Origin of the sequence: Streptomyces flaveus, from assembly GCF_014647675.1 — a bacterium.
GTDB lineage: Bacteria > Actinomycetota > Actinomycetes > Streptomycetales > Streptomycetaceae > Streptomyces > Streptomyces flaveus.
This window is the reverse complement of record NZ_BMPQ01000005.1, coordinates 366,936-383,587: the sequence shown is the minus strand read 5'-3', so window position 1 is coordinate 383,587 and position 16,652 is coordinate 366,936. Positions and strand designations below refer to the sequence as shown.

Genomic DNA, 16,652 nt, shown 5'->3' with positions numbered 1-16,652 from the left:
TCCTACGCCGCGACGAGATACGAGAAGACGGACTCGAGGGACTCGTCCGACGGCGAGACCGTCAGCAGCCGTATGCCATGGTCACGGGCCACCCGCGGCAGCAGTGCCGTGAAGCGCCCGAAGTCGACCGCCTGGATACGCAACGCGCCCTCCTGGAGGTCCACTTCGATGCCGGAGGTCGACGGGTCGGCGATCAGCGCTGCCGCGAGTGCGCGGTCGTCGCTGGAACGCACGAGGTAGCGGTGCGGGCGGTCGGTCATCAGGCGGCGGATGCGCCGGAAGTCGCCGCTCGCGGCGTGCCGTCCGGCGACGATCACCTCGATGTGCGAGGCGAGTTGCTCGACCTCTTCGAGGATGTGGGACGAGAACAGCACCGTGCGGCCCTCGTCTCCCATGCGGCGCAGCAGGTCCATCAGCTGCATGCGCTGGCGCGGGTCCATGCCGTTGAAGGGCTCGTCGAGCAGCAGCAGGGACGGCTCGTGGACGAGCGCGGAGGCCATCTTCACGCGCTGCCGCATGCCCTTGGAGTACGTCGAGATCTTCCGGTCCTGCGCGTATTCCATCTCGACCGTGGTGAGCGCCTTCTGGGCGGCCTTCTTGCCGAGTCCGTGCAACTCGGCGTTGGCGACGACGAATTCGCGGCCGGTGAGGAAGTCGTACATCCCCTCGCGCTCCGGGACGATGCCGATCTTCTTGTAGATCTGTTCGTTGCGCCAGGTCGGCCGGCCGTCGAGTGTGACGGAGCCCGTGGAGGGGGCGAGGAAGCCGCCCATCATGTTGATGAGGGTGGATTTTCCGGCGCCGTTCGGGCCGAGCAGGCCGGTGACACCGGGGCCGATCGTCATGGTGATGTCGTTGACGGCCACCACGTTTCCGAACCAGCGTGATACGTGGTCGATGTTGAGCGTGGTCACAGTCCGACCTTTCGGTAGCGGCGCATCAGGAGGCCGTAGCAGCCGACGATGAGGCCCAGGACGACGAGAAGGTAGACGACGCCCTCGCTGGTCGACGGGCCCACTTCTCCGGGGAAGGAGGACGAGGCGCCGAGGAAGGCGGTCTGTACTCCGTCGATGAGCGTGATGGGTGAGAAGAGGCCGAGCCAGGCGATCGCTCCGGTGCTTTCCTGGTTGTACGCGATGGCCTGGACGGTGGACACCGCCCCGTAGGAGATGGTCAGCGTGGCGATGACGGCCGCGATGCCGAAGCCGCGGCGCGGGGTGACCGCCGAGATGACCAGGCCTATGCCGGCGAAGAGCAGTGAAAGCAGTGCCACGGAGACAAGCCCCTGTGCGAATCCCTTGGTCTGGTGCGAGAAGTCAAGTTTGGCCAGCAGCGCGCCCACATAGAGCACGAGCAGGGGTGCGGCGGTGAGGATGAACATCGCCGAGGCCAGCGCCGCGTACTTGGCGCGGACGTAGTCGGCGGTCTCGATGGGGCGCGAGAAGTACAGCGGTACGGTCTTGAAGCGCAGGTCGCGCGAGACGGACTGCGGTGCCTGCGAGGCCACGTACAGGCCGATGACCGCCTGCAGGAAGATCGCGTACCGCGTGTAGTCGACCGGCAGGTCCTTCGCCGTGGTGGCGACCGCGACGGCGACCATGATGGCCGCGGGCACGCACATCACCACGAAGATCAGCATCGGCAGGACCTTGGACTTGACCGAGCGGCCGAGGCCGTACGAGCCGCGCAGGGACTGCGAGTAGAGCGAGCGGCGGGCGTAGGCGCGTCCCAGGCGCGGGCCGTCGTAGTTGCGGTAGCCGATGTTGTGGATCCGGCTCTGCTCGCCGGCCTGGGCCGGGGTCTGCTCAACCGCCATGGCCGACCGCCTCCTTCCGCTCTTCGTCCCGCGCGTCGTCGGCGTCCTTGAAGACCTCCGAGATGTGGTGCCTGCGCTGTTCCATACGGACCAGGCCGAGGCCGAGGTCGGCGACGATGTCGCGTACGAGGTCGTACGTCTCCTCGCCGTCCGCCGTCAGCAGCAGGATGTGACCGGCGCCCGGCAGTCCGCTGCCGTCGTGGGTGTCGATCCCGCGCGCGTGCAGCACTTCGCGCACCGCACGGGTGCCGTCCGGGTGGTCGTCGGTGTCGGTGACCTCGATCGCGAGGATCGCCGTGCTCTGTGTGAAGTCCGTGGTGGAGCTGGACCGCAGGAGCTTGCCGCCGTCGACGACGACGACGTGGTCGCAGGTGCGCTCCAGCTCGCCCAGCAGGTGCGAGGTGACCAGGACCGAGATGCCGAAGTCCGTGTGGATGCGGCGGATCAGGCCCAGCATCTCGTCACGGCCGACGGGGTCGAGGCCGTTGGTCGGCTCGTCGAGGAAGACCAGTTGGGGGTCGTGGACGAGGGCCTGCGCGAGCTTGACGCGCTGCTTCATGCCGGTGGAGTAGCCCCCGATGGGGCGATAGCGCTCCTCGTACAGGCCGACGTGGCGCAGCGTGTCCGCGGTGCGTTCGCGGGCCGCCGCCGGGGGCAGGCCGGACATGCGCGCCATATGGACGACGAACTCGGTGGCCGAGACATCGGGCGGCAGGCAGTCGTGCTCGGGCATGTACCCGACCCGCTCGCGGATGTCACCGCCCTTCGTGGCGACATCGAGGCCGAGCACTTCGGCGCGGCCCTCGGTGGCCGGGGACAGACCCAGCAGGATCTTGATCAGTGTGGACTTGCCGGCTCCGTTGGCTCCGACGAGTCCCGTCACACCGGGCCCGACATCCATGGAGAGCCGGTCAAGCGCGGTCACCCTGGGGAACCGCTTGCTCAGGCTTTCGGTCGCGATCACAGTCACGATTCGAAAGTAGTGGCGCAGGCCACAGCGAGGCGTCACCCCAGGGAGCTGTATCGGCGTCACTCTCCGGTATTACGGGCCCGTAAGGGTCCCCCTGAGGTCGAACAACCGGCGCCGGATTTCCACGTCAGGCTGGTTGTCCACATCGGGCTGGTTGTCCACAGGCTCCGCACCTGCCCGTTGACGCCGCTTCCAACAATTGGAACATTCGACAGGGCCCGGCACGCGACCGCTGACGGGCCTGACCGGCATGCGTAAGGGGGAGCGTGTGAGCAAGCGAGTCCATACGGGCAAGGGGGATCGCCCGACAGGCGAAGGTCTGCTCAAGGGCGCGCGCGAGCGCTGGGTGCGGACGGGCGAGGTCGAGTTGTGCGTCGCCGAACTGGGGGACCCCGCGCGGCCGACCCTCCTGCTCGTCCACGGCTATCCGGACACCAAGGAGGTGTGGTCCGAGGTCGCTCCACGCCTCGCCGAGCGCGGTTTCCACGTGGTGCTGTACGACGTCCGGGGCCACGGCAGGTCAACCGCGCCGCAGCCGCTGCGCGGCGGGTTCACTCTGGAGAAGCTGACGGACGACTTCCTGGCGGTCGCGGACGCGGTCAGCCCCGACCGGCCGGTGCATCTGGTCGGGCATGACTGGGGCTCGGGCCAGGGCTGGGAGTTCGTCACGGTCGGGCGCACCGAGGGGCGGATCGCCTCCTTCACGTCGATGTCCGGGCCCTCCGTGGACCACTTCGGGCACTGGATCAAGAAACGCATGGCCCGCCCGACCCCGCGCAGGCTCGGTCAACTCCTCGGCCAGGAAGCCAAGTCCTGGTACATCTACGCGATGCACGTCCCTGTCCTGCCCGAACTTCTCTGCCGCGGCCCGCTCGGCAAGCAGTGGCCGAAGATCCTGCGGCGGATCGAGAAGGTCCCCACGGACGAGTACCCGACCGCCTCGCTGCCCTCGGACGCGGCGCACGGCGTGTGGCTGTACCGGGACAACATGCGTCCGCGGCTGCGCAATCCGCGCCCGGACGCGTACGCACACGCGCCCGTGCAGCTCATCACGCCCCTGGACGACGCCTTCCTGTCCGAGCGGCTCTACGACGAGTTGGAGCTGTGGGCCCCGCGGCTGGTCCGCCGCACGCTCCCGGCCAAGCACTGGATCCCGCGCACCCGACCCGATCAACTGGCCGCCTGGATCACCGAGTTCGTGACCTCGACCGAGAGTGGAACGCCCGCACCGGTGGCGACCGGCAAGTACGCGGACCGCTTCGGCGGGCAGCTCGTGCTGGTCACCGGGGCGGGCAGCGGCATCGGGCGGGCCACCGCCCTGGCGTTCGCCGAGGCCGGAGCACGCGTGGTGGCCGTCGACCGGGACGCGCAGAGCGCGGCCCGCACCGCGGAGCTGTCCCGGCAGGGCGGCGCCGCCGAAGCGTGGGCCGAGACGGTCGACGTCGGTGACGAACAGGCCATGGAGAAGTTCGCCGACAAGGTCGCCGCCGAGTACGGGGTGGTCGACGTACTGGTGAACAACGCCGGGATCGGTCTCTCCGGCTCCTTCTTCGACACCACGGCGGAGGACTGGAAGAAGGTCCTCGACGTCAACCTGTGGGGCGTGATCCACGGCTGCCGGCTCTTCGGCAGGCAGATGGTCAAGCGCGGACAGGGCGGCCATATCGTCAACACCGCGTCGGCGGCGGCGTATCTGCCCTCGAAGACGCTGCCCGCCTACAGCACCTCCAAGGCGGCGGTGCTGATGCTCAGCGAGTGCCTGCGCGCGGAGCTGGCGGGCCAGGGCATCGGCGTCTCGGCGATCTGCCCGGGGTTCGTCAACACCAACATCACCTCGACCGCACACTTCGTGGGCGTCGACGCCGACGAGGAGAAGCGGCGTCGGAAGAAGACCGCGCGGCTGTACGGGCTGCGCAATTACCCGCCGGAGAAGGTCGCCGACGCCGTCCTGCGCGCCGTCGTCCGCAACCAGCCCATGGTGCCTGTGACCCCCGAGGCCCGCGGCGCCCATCTCATGGCCCGCTTCACACCCAGGGCACTGCGCGCGATCGGACGGATAGAGCCACGACTGTGAGGAGACGGCTGAGACAGCTGCGATGGCTCGCGATGGCTGAGGAAAAACACCGAAGTGACAGAGAGTTGTCCACAGGTATCACCAACTTGCCCTGTGGATAACGCACTTGGCTGTGGATCAAACCTCCGCACCTAAATAAAATGCGTGATCAGCGTCTCACCAGGCACTCTGGCGCCATGAACGATTCCGAGACCGATGCCGAGATCGATGCCGAGGTCGGCTCTGAGATCGACGAACGCCGCACCGTGAAGGTGTCGAAGTACCTGTCGAAACACCTGCGGCATCAGCCAGAGCGGATAGGGCTCACGCTCGACGAGGGCGGCTGGGTCGAGATCGAGACGCTGATGGCCGCGGCGGCAGCCCATGGCTTCCGGTTCACGCGGGCCGAGCTCGACCACGTGGTGGCCACCAACGACAAGCGGCGCTTCGCGATCGAGGGCACCCGGATCCGCGCCAGCCAGGGCCACTCCGTCGAGGTGGACCTCGGTCTGCCCCCGGCGACGCCGCCCGCGTACCTCTACCACGGGACCGTGGCCCGCAACCTGGACGCGATCCGCGCCGAGGGCCTCAGGCCCATGAACCGGCATGACGTGCACCTCTCGCCGGACCGCGAGACCGCGAGCCGCGTCGGTGCCCGCCGCGGCCGTCCCGTCGTGCTCTCCGTGGATGCCTCCGCCATGCACCGCGACGGCCACGTCTTCCGCGTCAGCGCCAACGGCGTCTGGCTCACGGCCGCCGTGCCCCCGCGTTACCTGCGGTTTCCCGGCCCGCACTGACCGGCCGCATCGGCGGGCCCTGGGCTGCGCCTGGGCTCGGAGCCATGAGTCTGCGCCTGAGCACCGTGATCCTGCCGTACCGCCGCCGGCATGAGGGAGGGCGTTCCGCGTGGCAGCGCGCAGAGCAGCTGGGGTTCCACACGGCGTACACGTACGACCACCTGTCCTGGCGTACGTTCCGCGAGGGTCCATGGTTCGGCGCCGTGCCAACAGTGCGTGGGCTCAACGCGGAGCGGCGCAACCCCGTCCGGGGAGATCTGGTGCTCCCGTTGCCCGCGGTCACCGGAGCATAGGGTCGTAGGCATGCGACTGAGCACCGTAGTCCTTCCCATCCATCGGTGGAGCGAGGGACAGAAGACCTGGCAGCACGCCGAAGACCTCGGGTTTCACACCGCGTACACGTACGACCACCTGTCCTGGCGGAGCTTCCGGGACGGGCCGTGGTTCGGGGCGGTACCCACGTTGGCCGCAGCAGCGAACGCTACGCAGCGTATGCGATTGGGCACGCTCGTGACCTCGCCGAACTTCCGGCACCCGGTGACCCTCGCCAAGGAGCTGATCTCGCTCGACGACATCTCCGGTGGCCGCGTCACCCTCGGCATCGGTGCGGGCGGCAGCGGCTTCGACGCCAGGGCGCTGCTGAAGACCGGCCAGGAACCCTGGACGCCGCGCGAGCGGGCCGACCGCTTCGGCGAGTTCGTACCGCTGCTCGACCGGCTGCTCACCGAGGACTCCGTCTCGTACGACGGCCGGTTCTACTCGGCGTACGAGGCCTACAACATCCCCGGTTGCGTCCAGCGCCCCCGGCTGCCCTTCGCGGTGGCCGCCACCGGGCCGCGCGGGCTGCGTCTCGCCGCCCGGTACGGGCAGGCGTGGGTGACGACGGGCGACCCGAAACTGTTCGAGACGGGCACTCCGGAGCAGTCGGTCCAAGCCCTTCGGGGCCAGGCCGAGAAGCTGGCCGCCGCGTGCGATGCGGTCGGCCGTGACGTCGACGAGCTCGACAAGATCCTGCTCACCGGTTTCACCCCGGACCGCGGCCGTCCACTGGAATCCCTCGACGCGTTCGTCGACTTCGCCGGCAAGCACAGGGAGCTCGGCTTCACTGACATCGTGATCCACTGGCCCATCCCGGACTCGGACTTCGCGGCGGACGAGAAGGTCTTCGAGCAGATCGCGATGGAAGCGGTCGAGCAGCTGAGCTGATGCTCTTCCGGGCACCGGCATCAGCACCGGCACCGCAGGTCAGGGCGTACGACCCCCAGGTGTGCGGTCTCTCGCACGGCATGTGTGTGATCCGTCGTACGGCCGTGCGGGCAGCTGCGGGACAATGGCGGCGTGACCTCAGCGACCCGCCGGCCCCAGACTCCGGCCTCCACCGTTCCACCCCGGCTGATCGCAACGGATCTGGACGGCACCCTGCTGCGCGACGACCACTCCGTCTCGCAGCGCACGGTCGCCGCTCTGGCCGCCGCCGAGGAGGCCGGCATCGAGGTCTTCTTCGTGACCGGCCGCCCCGCCCGCTGGATGGACGTCGTCAGCGACCATGTCCACGGCCACGGCCTCGCCATCTGCGGGAACGGTGCCGCCGTGGTCGACCTGCACGGCGGCGCCGGCAACCATCGCTTCGTCAAGGTCCGGGAGTTGGCACGGGAGAACGCGCTCGATGCCGTGCGGCTGCTCCGCGAGGCCGCGCCGGGGACCGTGTTCGCCATTGAGCAGACGTACGGCTTCTACCAGGAGCCGTCGTACCCGAAGATGCACATGGAGATCCCGGACACTCTCGCGCCCGCCGAGAAACTCCTGGCGCCGGACGGCCCCGGTGCCGACGAGCCAGTGCTCAAGATTCTCGCGTTCCACCACGAGATCGACCCGGACGACTTCCTCATGACCGCCCGCCTGGCCATCGGCGACCGCGCGGGCGTGACCCGCTCCAGCCCCAGCGCACTGCTGGAGATCAGCGGCCCCGGTGTCTCCAAAGCCAGCACGCTCGCGCTGTGCTGCGCCGAGCGCGGCATCTCGCACGAGGAGGTCGTCGCCTTCGGGGACATGCCGAACGACGTGGAAATGCTCACCTGGGCAGGTACGTCGTACGCGATGGGCAACGCGCACCCCGACGTGATCGCCGCGGCCTCCGGACGCACGGTTGCCAACAACGAGGATGGTGTGGCGGTCGTGATCGAGCGGATGCTGGCTCTCTCCTAGTTGAGCCGCACTCCGCGCTCGGCCAGCCACCTCACCGGATCGACGCCTGAGCCGTGATACGGCGTCAGGCGCACCTCGAAGTGCAGGTGCGGTCCGGTGGAGTTGCCGCTCATGCCCGACTGGCCGACCCACTGCCCGGTGGCCACCCGCTCTCCCTGGTCGACGGCGACGGTCGCGAGATGCGCGTACTGCGTGTAGTAGCCCCCTCGGTGCCGCACCACGACCTCGACGCCGAACGGGCCGCCGCACGACACCCTGACCACGCGCCCCTTGCCCACCGACCGCACCGGCGTGCCGATGCCCACCGCGAAATCCTGCCCGGTGTGCCGATTCGCCCAGTGCTTGCCGCCGCTCCCGAAGCCCGCGGAGAGTTCATACGTCTTCAGCGGCGCGACCCACGCCGCCGTGAAGCCCGTTTTCGGCTGGTCGAGCCGGACAGCGCCCCGGCACGCACCCGCCGCGACCGAGGCGTTCGCCTGCCCCTGAAGCGTCGACTGCGCCGCTTCGAGCTGCTGCTCGATCCCTCGCTTCATCTCGGCGAGCTTGGCATTGCGCCGTCCCAGCGTCTGCCAGGCCTTCGCGGCCTTCGCCTCGTCGGTGGCGAGCCGGGCCTCGGCGCGGCGGCTCTTGGTGACGGCGTTGTTGACCGCCAGGTCCGCCTGCCAGACGGCGCGCTGACCGCGCATCACCTCCTCGGGGCTTTCCGCGAGCAGCAACTGCGCGGTGTGCGGAAGCCCTCCACCGCTGCGGTACTGGGCGCGCGCGATCCGTCCGAGGTCCCCGTGCAACACCGCGATGTTCCGTCGCTCCCGCGCGAGAAGCCGCTCCAGCCGCTTCGCCCGGGCCCGCTGCACCCCGGCCTTCCTGCGTCCTTCCTCGTACCGTTGCGTCATGGCGGACGCCTTCTCGACGAGCCGCGCCACCTCGGCGCTGAGGCCCTCGGGACCGTCGGTGTCACCTATGGCCGCCGTAGGCCGGGCCGTCAGAGCGGCCAGCGCGCACAGCAGCGCCGGTACGAGCAGGGAATGGCGTCGAAATGGGCGCATGAGACGGATCGTGTCCCGCGCCGGAGCCGCGGGCCTGTTCAAGTCGTACGCCTGGGGGAGCGAATGCCACGGACGGACCACTTCGCTGCTCCGAACAGCGGCCTCGTTCACGGCACTTGAGTGGGCCGTCGGCAGGGCGGTTCCGTACGGAGACTTGGCCGCTCCGTACGGATCTCGGCCGGCTCAACGAACCACCGCCAACAGCTCCGACGCCTCCTCCCGCTCCCGCATCTCCCGCAGCGGGCCGTCCACGGCGGCCAGTTCGCCGTACGGGCCCCGCTGCACCACTCGACCGTCCGCCAGCACGATCACCTCGTCCACGGTCTCCAGACCCGCCAGCCGGTGGGTGATCAGCAGCGTCGTACGGCCCTCGGTCGCGGCGAGCAGATCGGTGGTCAGCGCGTCGGCCGTCGGAAGGTCGAGGTGCTCCGCGGGCTCGTCGAGGACGAGGACCGGGAAGTCGGCGAGCAGCGCACGGGCCAGCGCGAGCCGTTGCCGCTGCCCGCCCGACAACCGCGCCCCGTGTTCGCCGATCAGCGTGTCGAGCCCCTCGGGCAGAGTGTCGGCCCAGTCGAGCAGCCGGGCCCGCCCGAGCGCGTCACGCAGTTCGTCCTCGGTCGCGTCCTTGCGGGCGAGCAGCAGGTTCTCACGCACCGAGCTGTCGAAGAGATGCGCGTCCTGCGCACACAGCCCGACCATGCGCCGTACGTCGTCACTGCCGAGGTCGTACGCGTCCACGCCGCCCAGCGTGTACGTCCCCGCGTCCGCGTCCAGGAACCGCAGCAGCACCTGCGCGAGGGTCGTCTTGCCGGACCCGGAGGGCCCGACGACGGCGATCCTCTGCCCTCGTCCGAGCGTCAGGTCGAGCCCGGCCAGCGCGTCCCTGTCCTGCCCGTGGTGGCGGGCGGACAGCCCTTCGAGGACGAGCGGGAACGGCGACGCGGGCGCCTGCCCCTGCCGCTCAGGTTCGTGTACGGGATCTGGGGCGTCCAGGACCTCGTACACGCGCTCCGCGCTCTTGTGCACCCGCTGCCGGTACTGGACCGCGAGCGGCAGCCCCAGGACGGCCTCGAACGCGGCGAGCGGGGTGAGGACGACGACGGCCATCAGTACGCCGCTGAGGCGTCCGTCGGCGACCGCCTGGGCGCCGACGAGCGCGGTGACCGCCACGGTGAGCCCGGAGACGAGCGCGATGAGCCCGTCGCCGAGCGCGGTGGCGGTCGCTGTGCGCGAGGCGATGCGGGTGAGCGCGGCGTCGGCCCGCCGCGCTTCGGTGGTACGCGCGGGCAACGCACCGGCGACCGTCAACTCGGCCGTCCCCGTGAGGAGATCGGCCACGCGGGTCGCCAGGACGCCGCGGGCGGGGGCCAGCCTGCGCTCCGCGCGGCGCGCGACGGCGCCGGTCACCAGGGGAACGCCGGCTCCGGCGGCGAGCAGCCCGAAGGCGAGGGCGGCCCCGGCCTCGGGCAGCAGCCAGGCCGTGAACCCCACGGAGGCGGCGGACACGACGACCGCTGCCGAGGCGGGCAGCAGCCAGCGCAGCCAGTAGTCCTGCAGCGCGTCGACATCGGCGACGAGCCGCGAGAGCAGGTCACCGCGCCGAGCGGTCCGCAGCCCCGCGGGAGCGAGCCGTTCGAGCCGCCGGTACACGGCGACCCGGGTGTCGGCCAGCATCCGCAGCACGGCATCGTGCGACACCAGCCGCTCGGCGTACCGGAAGACGGCCCGCCCGATCCCGAACGCCCGTGTGGCCGTGACGGCGACCATCAGATACAGCACGGGAGGCTGCTGCGAGGCCCGCGAGATCAGCCACCCCGAGGTGGCCATCAGCCCCACGGCACTGCCGAGTGCGAGGCTGCCGAGCACGAGAGCGAGCGCGAGCCGACCGCGCCTGGGTCCGGCCATGGCACGGACGCGGGCGAGGAGGCCGCCCCGCTCCTCAGTGGAGAGCGGCAGTTCGTCATGGCCGGCCGTGGGCACCGCCTCCGCTCCGGTGCGGCGCGCCTCCGTACCGCCGGGGTGTGCGGAACCGGCTCCCGTGACGGGCACCGCGGACTCCAGCCGCACCACCCGATCCGCCACCCCCAGCAGCGCCGACCGGTGCACCACAAGCAGCACCGTCCGCCCTACCGCCAAACGCCGGACGGCCTCCACCACCTCGGCCTCGGTCTCCCCGTCCAGCGAAGCCGTCGGCTCGTCGAGCAGCAGCACAGGCCGGTCCGCGAGGAACGCCCGGGCCAGCGCGAGCCGTTGCCGCTGCCCCGCGGACAGCCCGGCCCCGTCCTCACCGAGTACGGTCCGCATCCCGTCGGGCAGCGCGTCCACGAACTCGAGCGCGCCCGCGTCACCCAGCGCCCTGCGTACGTCGGAGTCGTCCGCGTCGGGTCGCGTCAGCCGTACGTTCTCGGCGATGGACCCCGCGTACAGATGGGGCCGCTGCGGCACCCAGGCCACATGCGAACGCCACTTGGCCAAGTCGGCCCCGGCAAGGTCGACTCCCCCGACCCGCACCCGGCCCGAAGCGGGCTTCACGAACCCCAACAGCACGTTCAGCAGCGTCGACTTGCCCACGCCGCTGGGCCCGACGAGCGCGACCGTCTCGCCGGGTTCGACCGCGAAGGACACGTCCGACACGGCTTCGGACGGTCGCTCCGGGTACCGAACCGTCACCGCCTCGAAGCGAATCCCACCGGTGGGCGGCACGATCGCGGTCCCGGAGTCCGGCACCTGCGTCTCCAGCACCGAGAAGATCTCCTCGGCGGCGGACAGCCCCTCCGCCGCCGCGTGGTATTGCGCCCCCACCTGCCGCAGCGGCAGATAGGCCTCGGGCGCGAGAACGAGGATGACCAGCCCCACATACAGATCCATGTCACCGTGGACGAGCCGCATCCCGATGGTCACCGCGACCAGAGCGACCGACAGCGTGGCGAGCAGTTCCAGCGCGAAGGACGAGATGAAGGCGATCCGTAGAGTCCGCATGGTCGCCTGCCGGTACTCGCCGGTGATCCGCCGGATCGACTCTGCCTGCGCCTTGGCCCGTCCGAACACCTTGAGCGTGGGCAGACCGGCGACCACGTCGAGGAAGTGCCCCGAGAGCCGTGACAGCAGCCGCCACTGACGATCCATCCGGGACTGCGTGGCCCAGCCGATGAGCACCATGAAGACGGGGATGAGGGGCAGTGTGCCGACGATGATCGCCGCCGACACCCAGTCCTCCGTGACGATCCGCGCCAGCACCGCCACCGGCACGACCACCGCAAGTCCCAACTGCGGGAGGTAGCGCGAGAAGTAGTCGTCGAGCGCATCAACTCCGCGGGTGGCAAGCGCGACCAGCGACCCCGTCCGCTGCCCGCTCAGCCACCCCGGCCCCAGCGCGCCCGCGCGCTCCAGCAGCCGCCCCCGCAGCTCCGACTTGACCGCCGCGCCGGCCCGGTGCGCGGCGAGTTCCGTGAGCCAGGAGACGAGCGCCCTGCCACCTGCGACCGCCACCAACAGCAGGAGTGGCGTGCGGAGTTCGGCAACCTCCAGCCCGTGCTGGAAGGCGCCGACCACTATCTCGGCGATGAGCATTGCCTGGGCGATGACCAGCCCCGCCCCGGCAGCGCCCAGCACTACGACCGCCACCAGGAAGAGGCGAGTGGCGCGGGCGTACCGGAGCAGTCGCGGGTCGATCGGTTTCACGTGAAACACACCCTCGGGTCAAGCAGGTGTGTTTCACGTGAAACACACCCTTTTCTCAACGGGCACGTTTCACGTGAAACGTGCCCCTGAATTCAGATGGTGAGCGAGCTCAGTGCGCAGCCTCAGCGATGTGCTGCGTACCGATCCGCTTGCGGAACACCCAGTACGTCCACCCCTGGTAGAGCACCACGACCGGTGTTGCGATCCCGGCACACCAGGTCATGATCTTCAGCGTGTACGGGCTCGACGAGGCGTTGGTGACCGTCAGGCTCCAGTCGCCATTGAGCGAGGACGGCATGACGTTCGGGAAGAGGGTCAGGAAGAGCATCGCCACGGCGGCCACGATGGTGATGCCGGACAGGGCGAACGCCCAGCCCTCGCGCCCCGCCTGGTTCGCCCCGATCGCCGCGACCAGCGCGACCACCGCCACGATCAACGCGACCAGGCTCGTGCTGTCACCCTTGTCGGCCTGGGTCCAGCCCAGGAAGACCAACGCGAGCACGGCGGTCACCACACCGAGCCGCAGCGCCAGCTTCCGCGCCCGCTCCCGGATGTCGCCCAGCGTCTTGAGCGCGGCGAACACCGCTCCGTGGAAGGTGAACAGCGCCAGCGTCACCAGGCCGCCCAGGATGGCGTACGGGTTGAGCAGGTCCCAGAGGTTTCCGACGTACTCCATGTCCCGGTCGATCTTCACACCCCGCACGATGTTGCCGAAGGCCACGCCCCACAGGAACGCGGGGATCAGTGAGGTCCAGAAGATCGCGCTCTCCCAGTTGCGCTGCCAGCTCTCCTCGGGCCGCTTCGCCCGGTACTCGAAGGCGACTCCACGGACGATCAGGCAGACCAGGATGAGCAGCAACGGCAGATAGAAGCCGGAGAAGAGCGTGGCGTACCAATCGGGGAAGGCGGCGAAGGTCGCACCGCCCGCGGAGAGCAGCCAGACCTCGTTGCCGTCCCAGACCGGCCCGATGGTGTTGATCAGCACCCGCTTCTCTGCCCGGTCACGGGCGAGCAGCTTGGTGAGGACACCGATCCCGAAGTCGAAACCCTCCAGGAAGAAGTAGCCGATCCACAGGACGGCGATGAGGACGAACCAGACGTCGTGAAGTTCCATGACTCTGCAGCTCCCTGGGCCTAGTAGGAGAAGGCCATCGGCTTGTCGGCGTCACGGGAGTCGCCGCCGATCTTCGTGGGCGGATTGAGGTCGGCCTCGGTGAGCTCGGGCGGTCCGGCCTTGACGTACTTCGCGAGCAGCTTGACCTCGATGACGGCGAGGGCCGCGTAGAGCGTCGTGAAGACGATCATCGAGGTGATGATCTCGCCCTGGGATACGCCGGGGGAGACCGCGTCGCGGGTCTGCAGCACGCCGTAGACGACCCATGGCTGGCGGCCCATCTCGGTGAAGATCCAGCCCCAGGCGTTGGCGATCAGCGGGAACGCCATCGTCCACAGTGCCAGCAGCCAGTACAGCCGGGTGAGTCTCCGCCCGAGCGGCTTCTTCAGCAGCACCAGATGCGGTACCTCGTCCTCGCCGGTCCGCACTGCGGCCGGCAGCAGGAACCTCTTGCGCGTGAGCCACAGTCCCAACAGGCCGAGGGAGAGGGACGCCATACCGAAGCCGATCATCCAGCGGAAGCCCCAGTAGGCGACGGGGACGATGGGCTTGTAGTCACCGGGACCGAACTTCTCCTGCAGGGCCTCATTGGTGTCGTTGATGCCGGGCACATAGGACTCGAAGTCGCTGTGAGAGAGGAAGGAGAGCAGTCCGGGTATCTCCAGGGCGACCTTGTTGTGCCCCTTGTCGACATCCCCGTACGCGAACACGGAGAAGGGCGCAGGGCTCTCGCCCTCCCACAGCGCCTCGGCGGCGGCCATCTTCATCGGCTGCTGCTCGTACATCACCTTGCCGAGGGTGTCCCCGCTGACCGCGGTGAACAGACCGCCGACTGCCAGGGTGACCAGGCCGAGCCGGAGCGAGGTCCGCATCACCGGGATGTGCTTCTTGCGCATCAGGTGGAAGGCCGCGATGCCCACCATGAAGGCGCCACCCGTCAGGAAGGCCGCCGAAAAGCTGTGGAAGACCTGGTTGAGCGTGGTGTTCTGGGTCAGAACCAGCCAGAAGTCGGTGAGTTCGGCGCGGCCCCGCTGCTCGTTGATCCGGTAGCCGACGGGGTGCTGCATCCAGGAGTTGGCCGCGAGGATGAAGTACGCCGACAGAAGCGTGCCGATCGAGACCATCCAGATGCAGGCCAGGTGGATCTTCTTCGGCAGCTTGTCCCAGCCGAAGATCCACAGGCCGATGAACGTGGACTCGAAGAAGAACGCGATCAGGGCCTCGAAGGCGAGCGGGGCACCGAAGACGTCACCGACGAAGCGCGAGTAGTCGGACCAGTTCATGCCGAACTGGAACTCCTGCACGATGCCTGTGACGACACCCATCGCGATGTTGATCAGGAAGAGCTTCCCCCAGAACTTCGTCGCCCTGAGGTACTTCTCTTTCCCCGTACGCACCCAGGCGGTCTCCAGGCCGGCCGTGAGCGCGGCGAGCGAGATGGTCAGGGGGACGAAGAGGAAGTGGTAGACGGTGGTGATGCCGAACTGCCATCGCGCCAGGGTCTCCGGCGCCAGAGCCAGGTCCACGTCGTCAGTCTCCTTACATCGCCGTGGTCACAGCGGCAGTTTGACCCGCTTGTTCGCAGACATCACGGGATCAACCGGGCTAGCTTGTGAACGCGTTCACATTCACAAGCAATTATGACGCATGACCGTTCGAGATGTGAGAGGTGGGGGGTCCCTAAGGTTGGACCATCCGGTTTCCGGCGTGAAGGAGCAGGTCAGAGCGTTGTAACGCGAAGAGGTGGCAGGAGACCCGTCAGCAGAGCCCCGTCCCCGACGGGACCCTGCCGGCCGCGGGAGACTAGAGCTCCTTGCGGAACCCCTCCGTCGTCTTCAGGAAGATGTCGCTCGCCTCGGTCTCGCCGATCGTCACGCGCACGCCCTCCCCCGGGAAAGGCCGCACAACGACCCCGGCCTGCTCACAGGCCACCGCGAAGTCGACCGTACGCTCGCCGAGCCGCAGCCAGACGAAGTTCGCCTGCGTCTCCGGCACCGTCCAGCCCTGCCCACGCAGGGCCTCGACGACGCGGGTGCGCTCACACACCAGCGAGCCCACCCGACCGAGGAGCTCGTCCTCGGCACGCAGTGAGGCAACCGCCGCGTCCTGCGCGAGCTGGCTCACACCGAAGGGCACGGCCGTCTTGCGCAGCGCCGCTGCCACCGGCTCATGGGCGATCGCGAAGCCGACCCGCAGCCCGGCGAGTCCGTACGCCTTGGAGAACGTACGCAGCACGCACACGTTCGGCCGCTCACGGTAGATCTCGACGCCGTCCGGCACCTGGGGGTCGCGGATGAACTCCCGGTACGCCTCGTCGAGGACCACCAGGACGTCGTTCGGCACCCGGTCGAGGAACCGTTCCAGCTCAGCCCGGCGCACCACGGTGCCGGTGGGGTTGTTGGGGTTGCAGACAAAGATCAGCCGCGTCCGCTCGGTGACCGCGTCCGCCATCGCGTCGAGATCGTGCACGTCCCCCGGCGTGAGCGGCACCCGCACCGACGTCGCCCCGCTGATCTGCGTGATGATCGGGTACGCCTCGAAGGACCGCCAGGCGTAGATGACCTCGTCACCGGGACCACTCGTGGCCTGCAACAGCTGCTGGGCGACGCCGACCGAGCCCGTGCCGGTGGACAGATGCGTAAGCGGCACCCCGAACCGGTCCGCCAGCTCACTCATCAGCGCCGTGCACGCCATGTCCGGGTAACGGTTGAAGGAGCCCATCGCCGCGGCCACCGTCTCCATCACCCCGGGCAGCGGAGGATACGGGTTCTCGTTGGAGGACAGCTTGTACGCCACCCGACTGCCGGCCGCAGCAGGCTTCCCCGGCTTGTACGTGGGGATACCCTCCAGCTCGGCACGCAGCTTGGGGCTCGTCTCGCTCACCGCAGTCCTCCTCGTGACCGTCTCCGGCTCATGACCACCACCGGATACCAATACTCCTCACCTTAAGAGGATTCGGCGCCGCTGCGT

At 69.2% G+C, this 16,652-nt stretch carries 12 protein-coding genes and 1 pseudogene; 5 read left to right on the top strand and 8 right to left on the bottom strand.

What is annotated here, in order from left to right:
• Nucleotides 1-2: 2 nt before the first annotated feature.
• Genes IEZ21_RS13675 through IEZ21_RS13665 form a run of 3 tightly spaced genes read right to left on the bottom strand, consistent with a single transcriptional unit; the run spans nt 3 to nt 2,780 of the window.
• A complete protein-coding gene (locus tag IEZ21_RS13675) occupies nt 3-914 on the bottom strand; it encodes an ABC transporter ATP-binding protein (protein ID WP_189322130.1) in 912 nt (303 codons plus the stop codon).
• Nucleotides 911-1,816 carry an ABC transporter permease gene (locus tag IEZ21_RS13670; RefSeq protein ID WP_189322129.1) on the bottom strand — a complete coding sequence of 302 codons (906 nt, stop codon included), beginning with the start codon at nt 1,814-1,816 and terminating at the stop codon, nt 911-913. The genes IEZ21_RS13675 and IEZ21_RS13670 overlap by 4 nt, the downstream gene beginning before the upstream one ends.
• Nucleotides 1,806-2,780, bottom strand: coding sequence for an ABC transporter ATP-binding protein (locus tag IEZ21_RS13665; RefSeq protein ID WP_189322282.1), 975 nt, complete (start codon nt 2,778-2,780; stop codon nt 1,806-1,808). Before IEZ21_RS13665 ends, IEZ21_RS13670 begins: the two co-directional genes overlap by 11 nt.
• A 274-nt stretch (nt 2,781-3,054) precedes the next feature.
• On the opposite strand from IEZ21_RS13665, the gene IEZ21_RS13660 reads away from it, so the two are divergent.
• The 5 genes and pseudogenes from IEZ21_RS13660 (at nt 3,055) to IEZ21_RS13640 (ending at nt 7,841) form a co-directional block, all read left to right on the top strand.
• Nucleotides 3,055-4,860: an SDR family oxidoreductase gene (locus IEZ21_RS13660; RefSeq protein WP_246567682.1), complete on the top strand. Its 1,806-nt coding sequence runs from the start codon at nt 3,055-3,057 to the stop codon at nt 4,858-4,860.
• A gap of 176 nt (nt 4,861-5,036) precedes the next feature.
• Complete coding sequence (locus IEZ21_RS13655; protein ID WP_246567680.1) at nt 5,037-5,636, top strand: RNA 2'-phosphotransferase; 600 nt, start codon at nt 5,037-5,039, stop codon at nt 5,634-5,636.
• A 44-nt stretch (nt 5,637-5,680) separates the two neighbouring features.
• A pseudogene (locus tag IEZ21_RS13650) lies at nt 5,681-5,899 on the top strand (LLM class flavin-dependent oxidoreductase); the annotation flags it as partial.
• Between the two features lie 40 nt (nt 5,900-5,939).
• A complete protein-coding gene (locus tag IEZ21_RS13645) occupies nt 5,940-6,842 on the top strand; it encodes an LLM class flavin-dependent oxidoreductase (RefSeq protein ID WP_189322127.1) in 903 nt (300 codons plus the stop codon).
• A gap of 132 nt (nt 6,843-6,974) precedes the next feature.
• The gene (locus tag IEZ21_RS13640) at nt 6,975-7,841 is read left to right on the top strand and encodes a Cof-type HAD-IIB family hydrolase (RefSeq protein ID WP_189322126.1); all 867 of its coding nucleotides are present in this window, start codon (nt 6,975-6,977) and stop codon (nt 7,839-7,841) included.
• On the opposite strand, the gene IEZ21_RS13635 is transcribed toward IEZ21_RS13640, so the two are convergent.
• The 5 genes from IEZ21_RS13635 to hisC form a co-directional block, all read right to left on the bottom strand.
• Nucleotides 7,838-8,887: a M23 family metallopeptidase gene (locus tag IEZ21_RS13635; protein WP_189322125.1), complete on the bottom strand. Its 1,050-nt coding sequence runs from the start codon at nt 8,885-8,887 to the stop codon at nt 7,838-7,840. The two genes, IEZ21_RS13640 and IEZ21_RS13635, sit on opposite strands and share 4 nt — an antisense overlap.
• A 183-nt stretch (nt 8,888-9,070) precedes the next feature.
• Nucleotides 9,071-12,568, bottom strand: coding sequence for a thiol reductant ABC exporter subunit CydD (cydD, locus tag IEZ21_RS13630; protein WP_189322124.1), 3,498 nt, complete (start codon nt 12,566-12,568; stop codon nt 9,071-9,073).
• A gap of 109 nt (nt 12,569-12,677) precedes the next feature.
• A complete protein-coding gene (cydB, locus tag IEZ21_RS13625; RefSeq protein ID WP_189322123.1) occupies nt 12,678-13,682 on the bottom strand; it encodes a cytochrome d ubiquinol oxidase subunit II in 1,005 nt (334 codons plus the stop codon).
• Between the two features lie 20 nt (nt 13,683-13,702).
• Nucleotides 13,703-15,208, bottom strand: a complete 1,506-nt coding sequence (locus IEZ21_RS13620; RefSeq protein ID WP_189322122.1) for a cytochrome ubiquinol oxidase subunit I — start codon at nt 15,206-15,208, stop codon at nt 13,703-13,705.
• Nucleotides 15,209-15,485: 277 nt separating this feature from the next.
• Nucleotides 15,486-16,565 carry a histidinol-phosphate transaminase gene (gene hisC, locus IEZ21_RS13615; protein WP_189322121.1) on the bottom strand — a complete coding sequence of 360 codons (1,080 nt, stop codon included), beginning with the start codon at nt 16,563-16,565 and terminating at the stop codon, nt 15,486-15,488.
• Nucleotides 16,566-16,652 lie beyond the last annotated feature (87 nt).

Excerpts from the sequence above, each read along its gene's own strand:
- IEZ21_RS13670 (WP_189322129.1), bottom strand. The coding sequence starts at position 1,816 with ATGGCGGTTGAGCAGACCCCGGCCCAGGCCGGCGAGCAGAGCCGGATC.
- IEZ21_RS13655 (WP_246567680.1), top strand. The coding sequence starts at position 5,037 with ATGAACGATTCCGAGACCGATGCCGAGATCGATGCCGAGGTCGGCTCT.
- IEZ21_RS13645 (WP_189322127.1), top strand. The coding sequence starts at position 5,940 with ATGCGACTGAGCACCGTAGTCCTTCCCATCCATCGGTGGAGCGAGGGA.
- IEZ21_RS13635 (WP_189322125.1), bottom strand. The coding sequence starts at position 8,887 with ATGCGCCCATTTCGACGCCATTCCCTGCTCGTACCGGCGCTGCTGTGC.
- cydB (WP_189322123.1), bottom strand. The coding sequence starts at position 13,682 with ATGGAACTTCACGACGTCTGGTTCGTCCTCATCGCCGTCCTGTGGATC.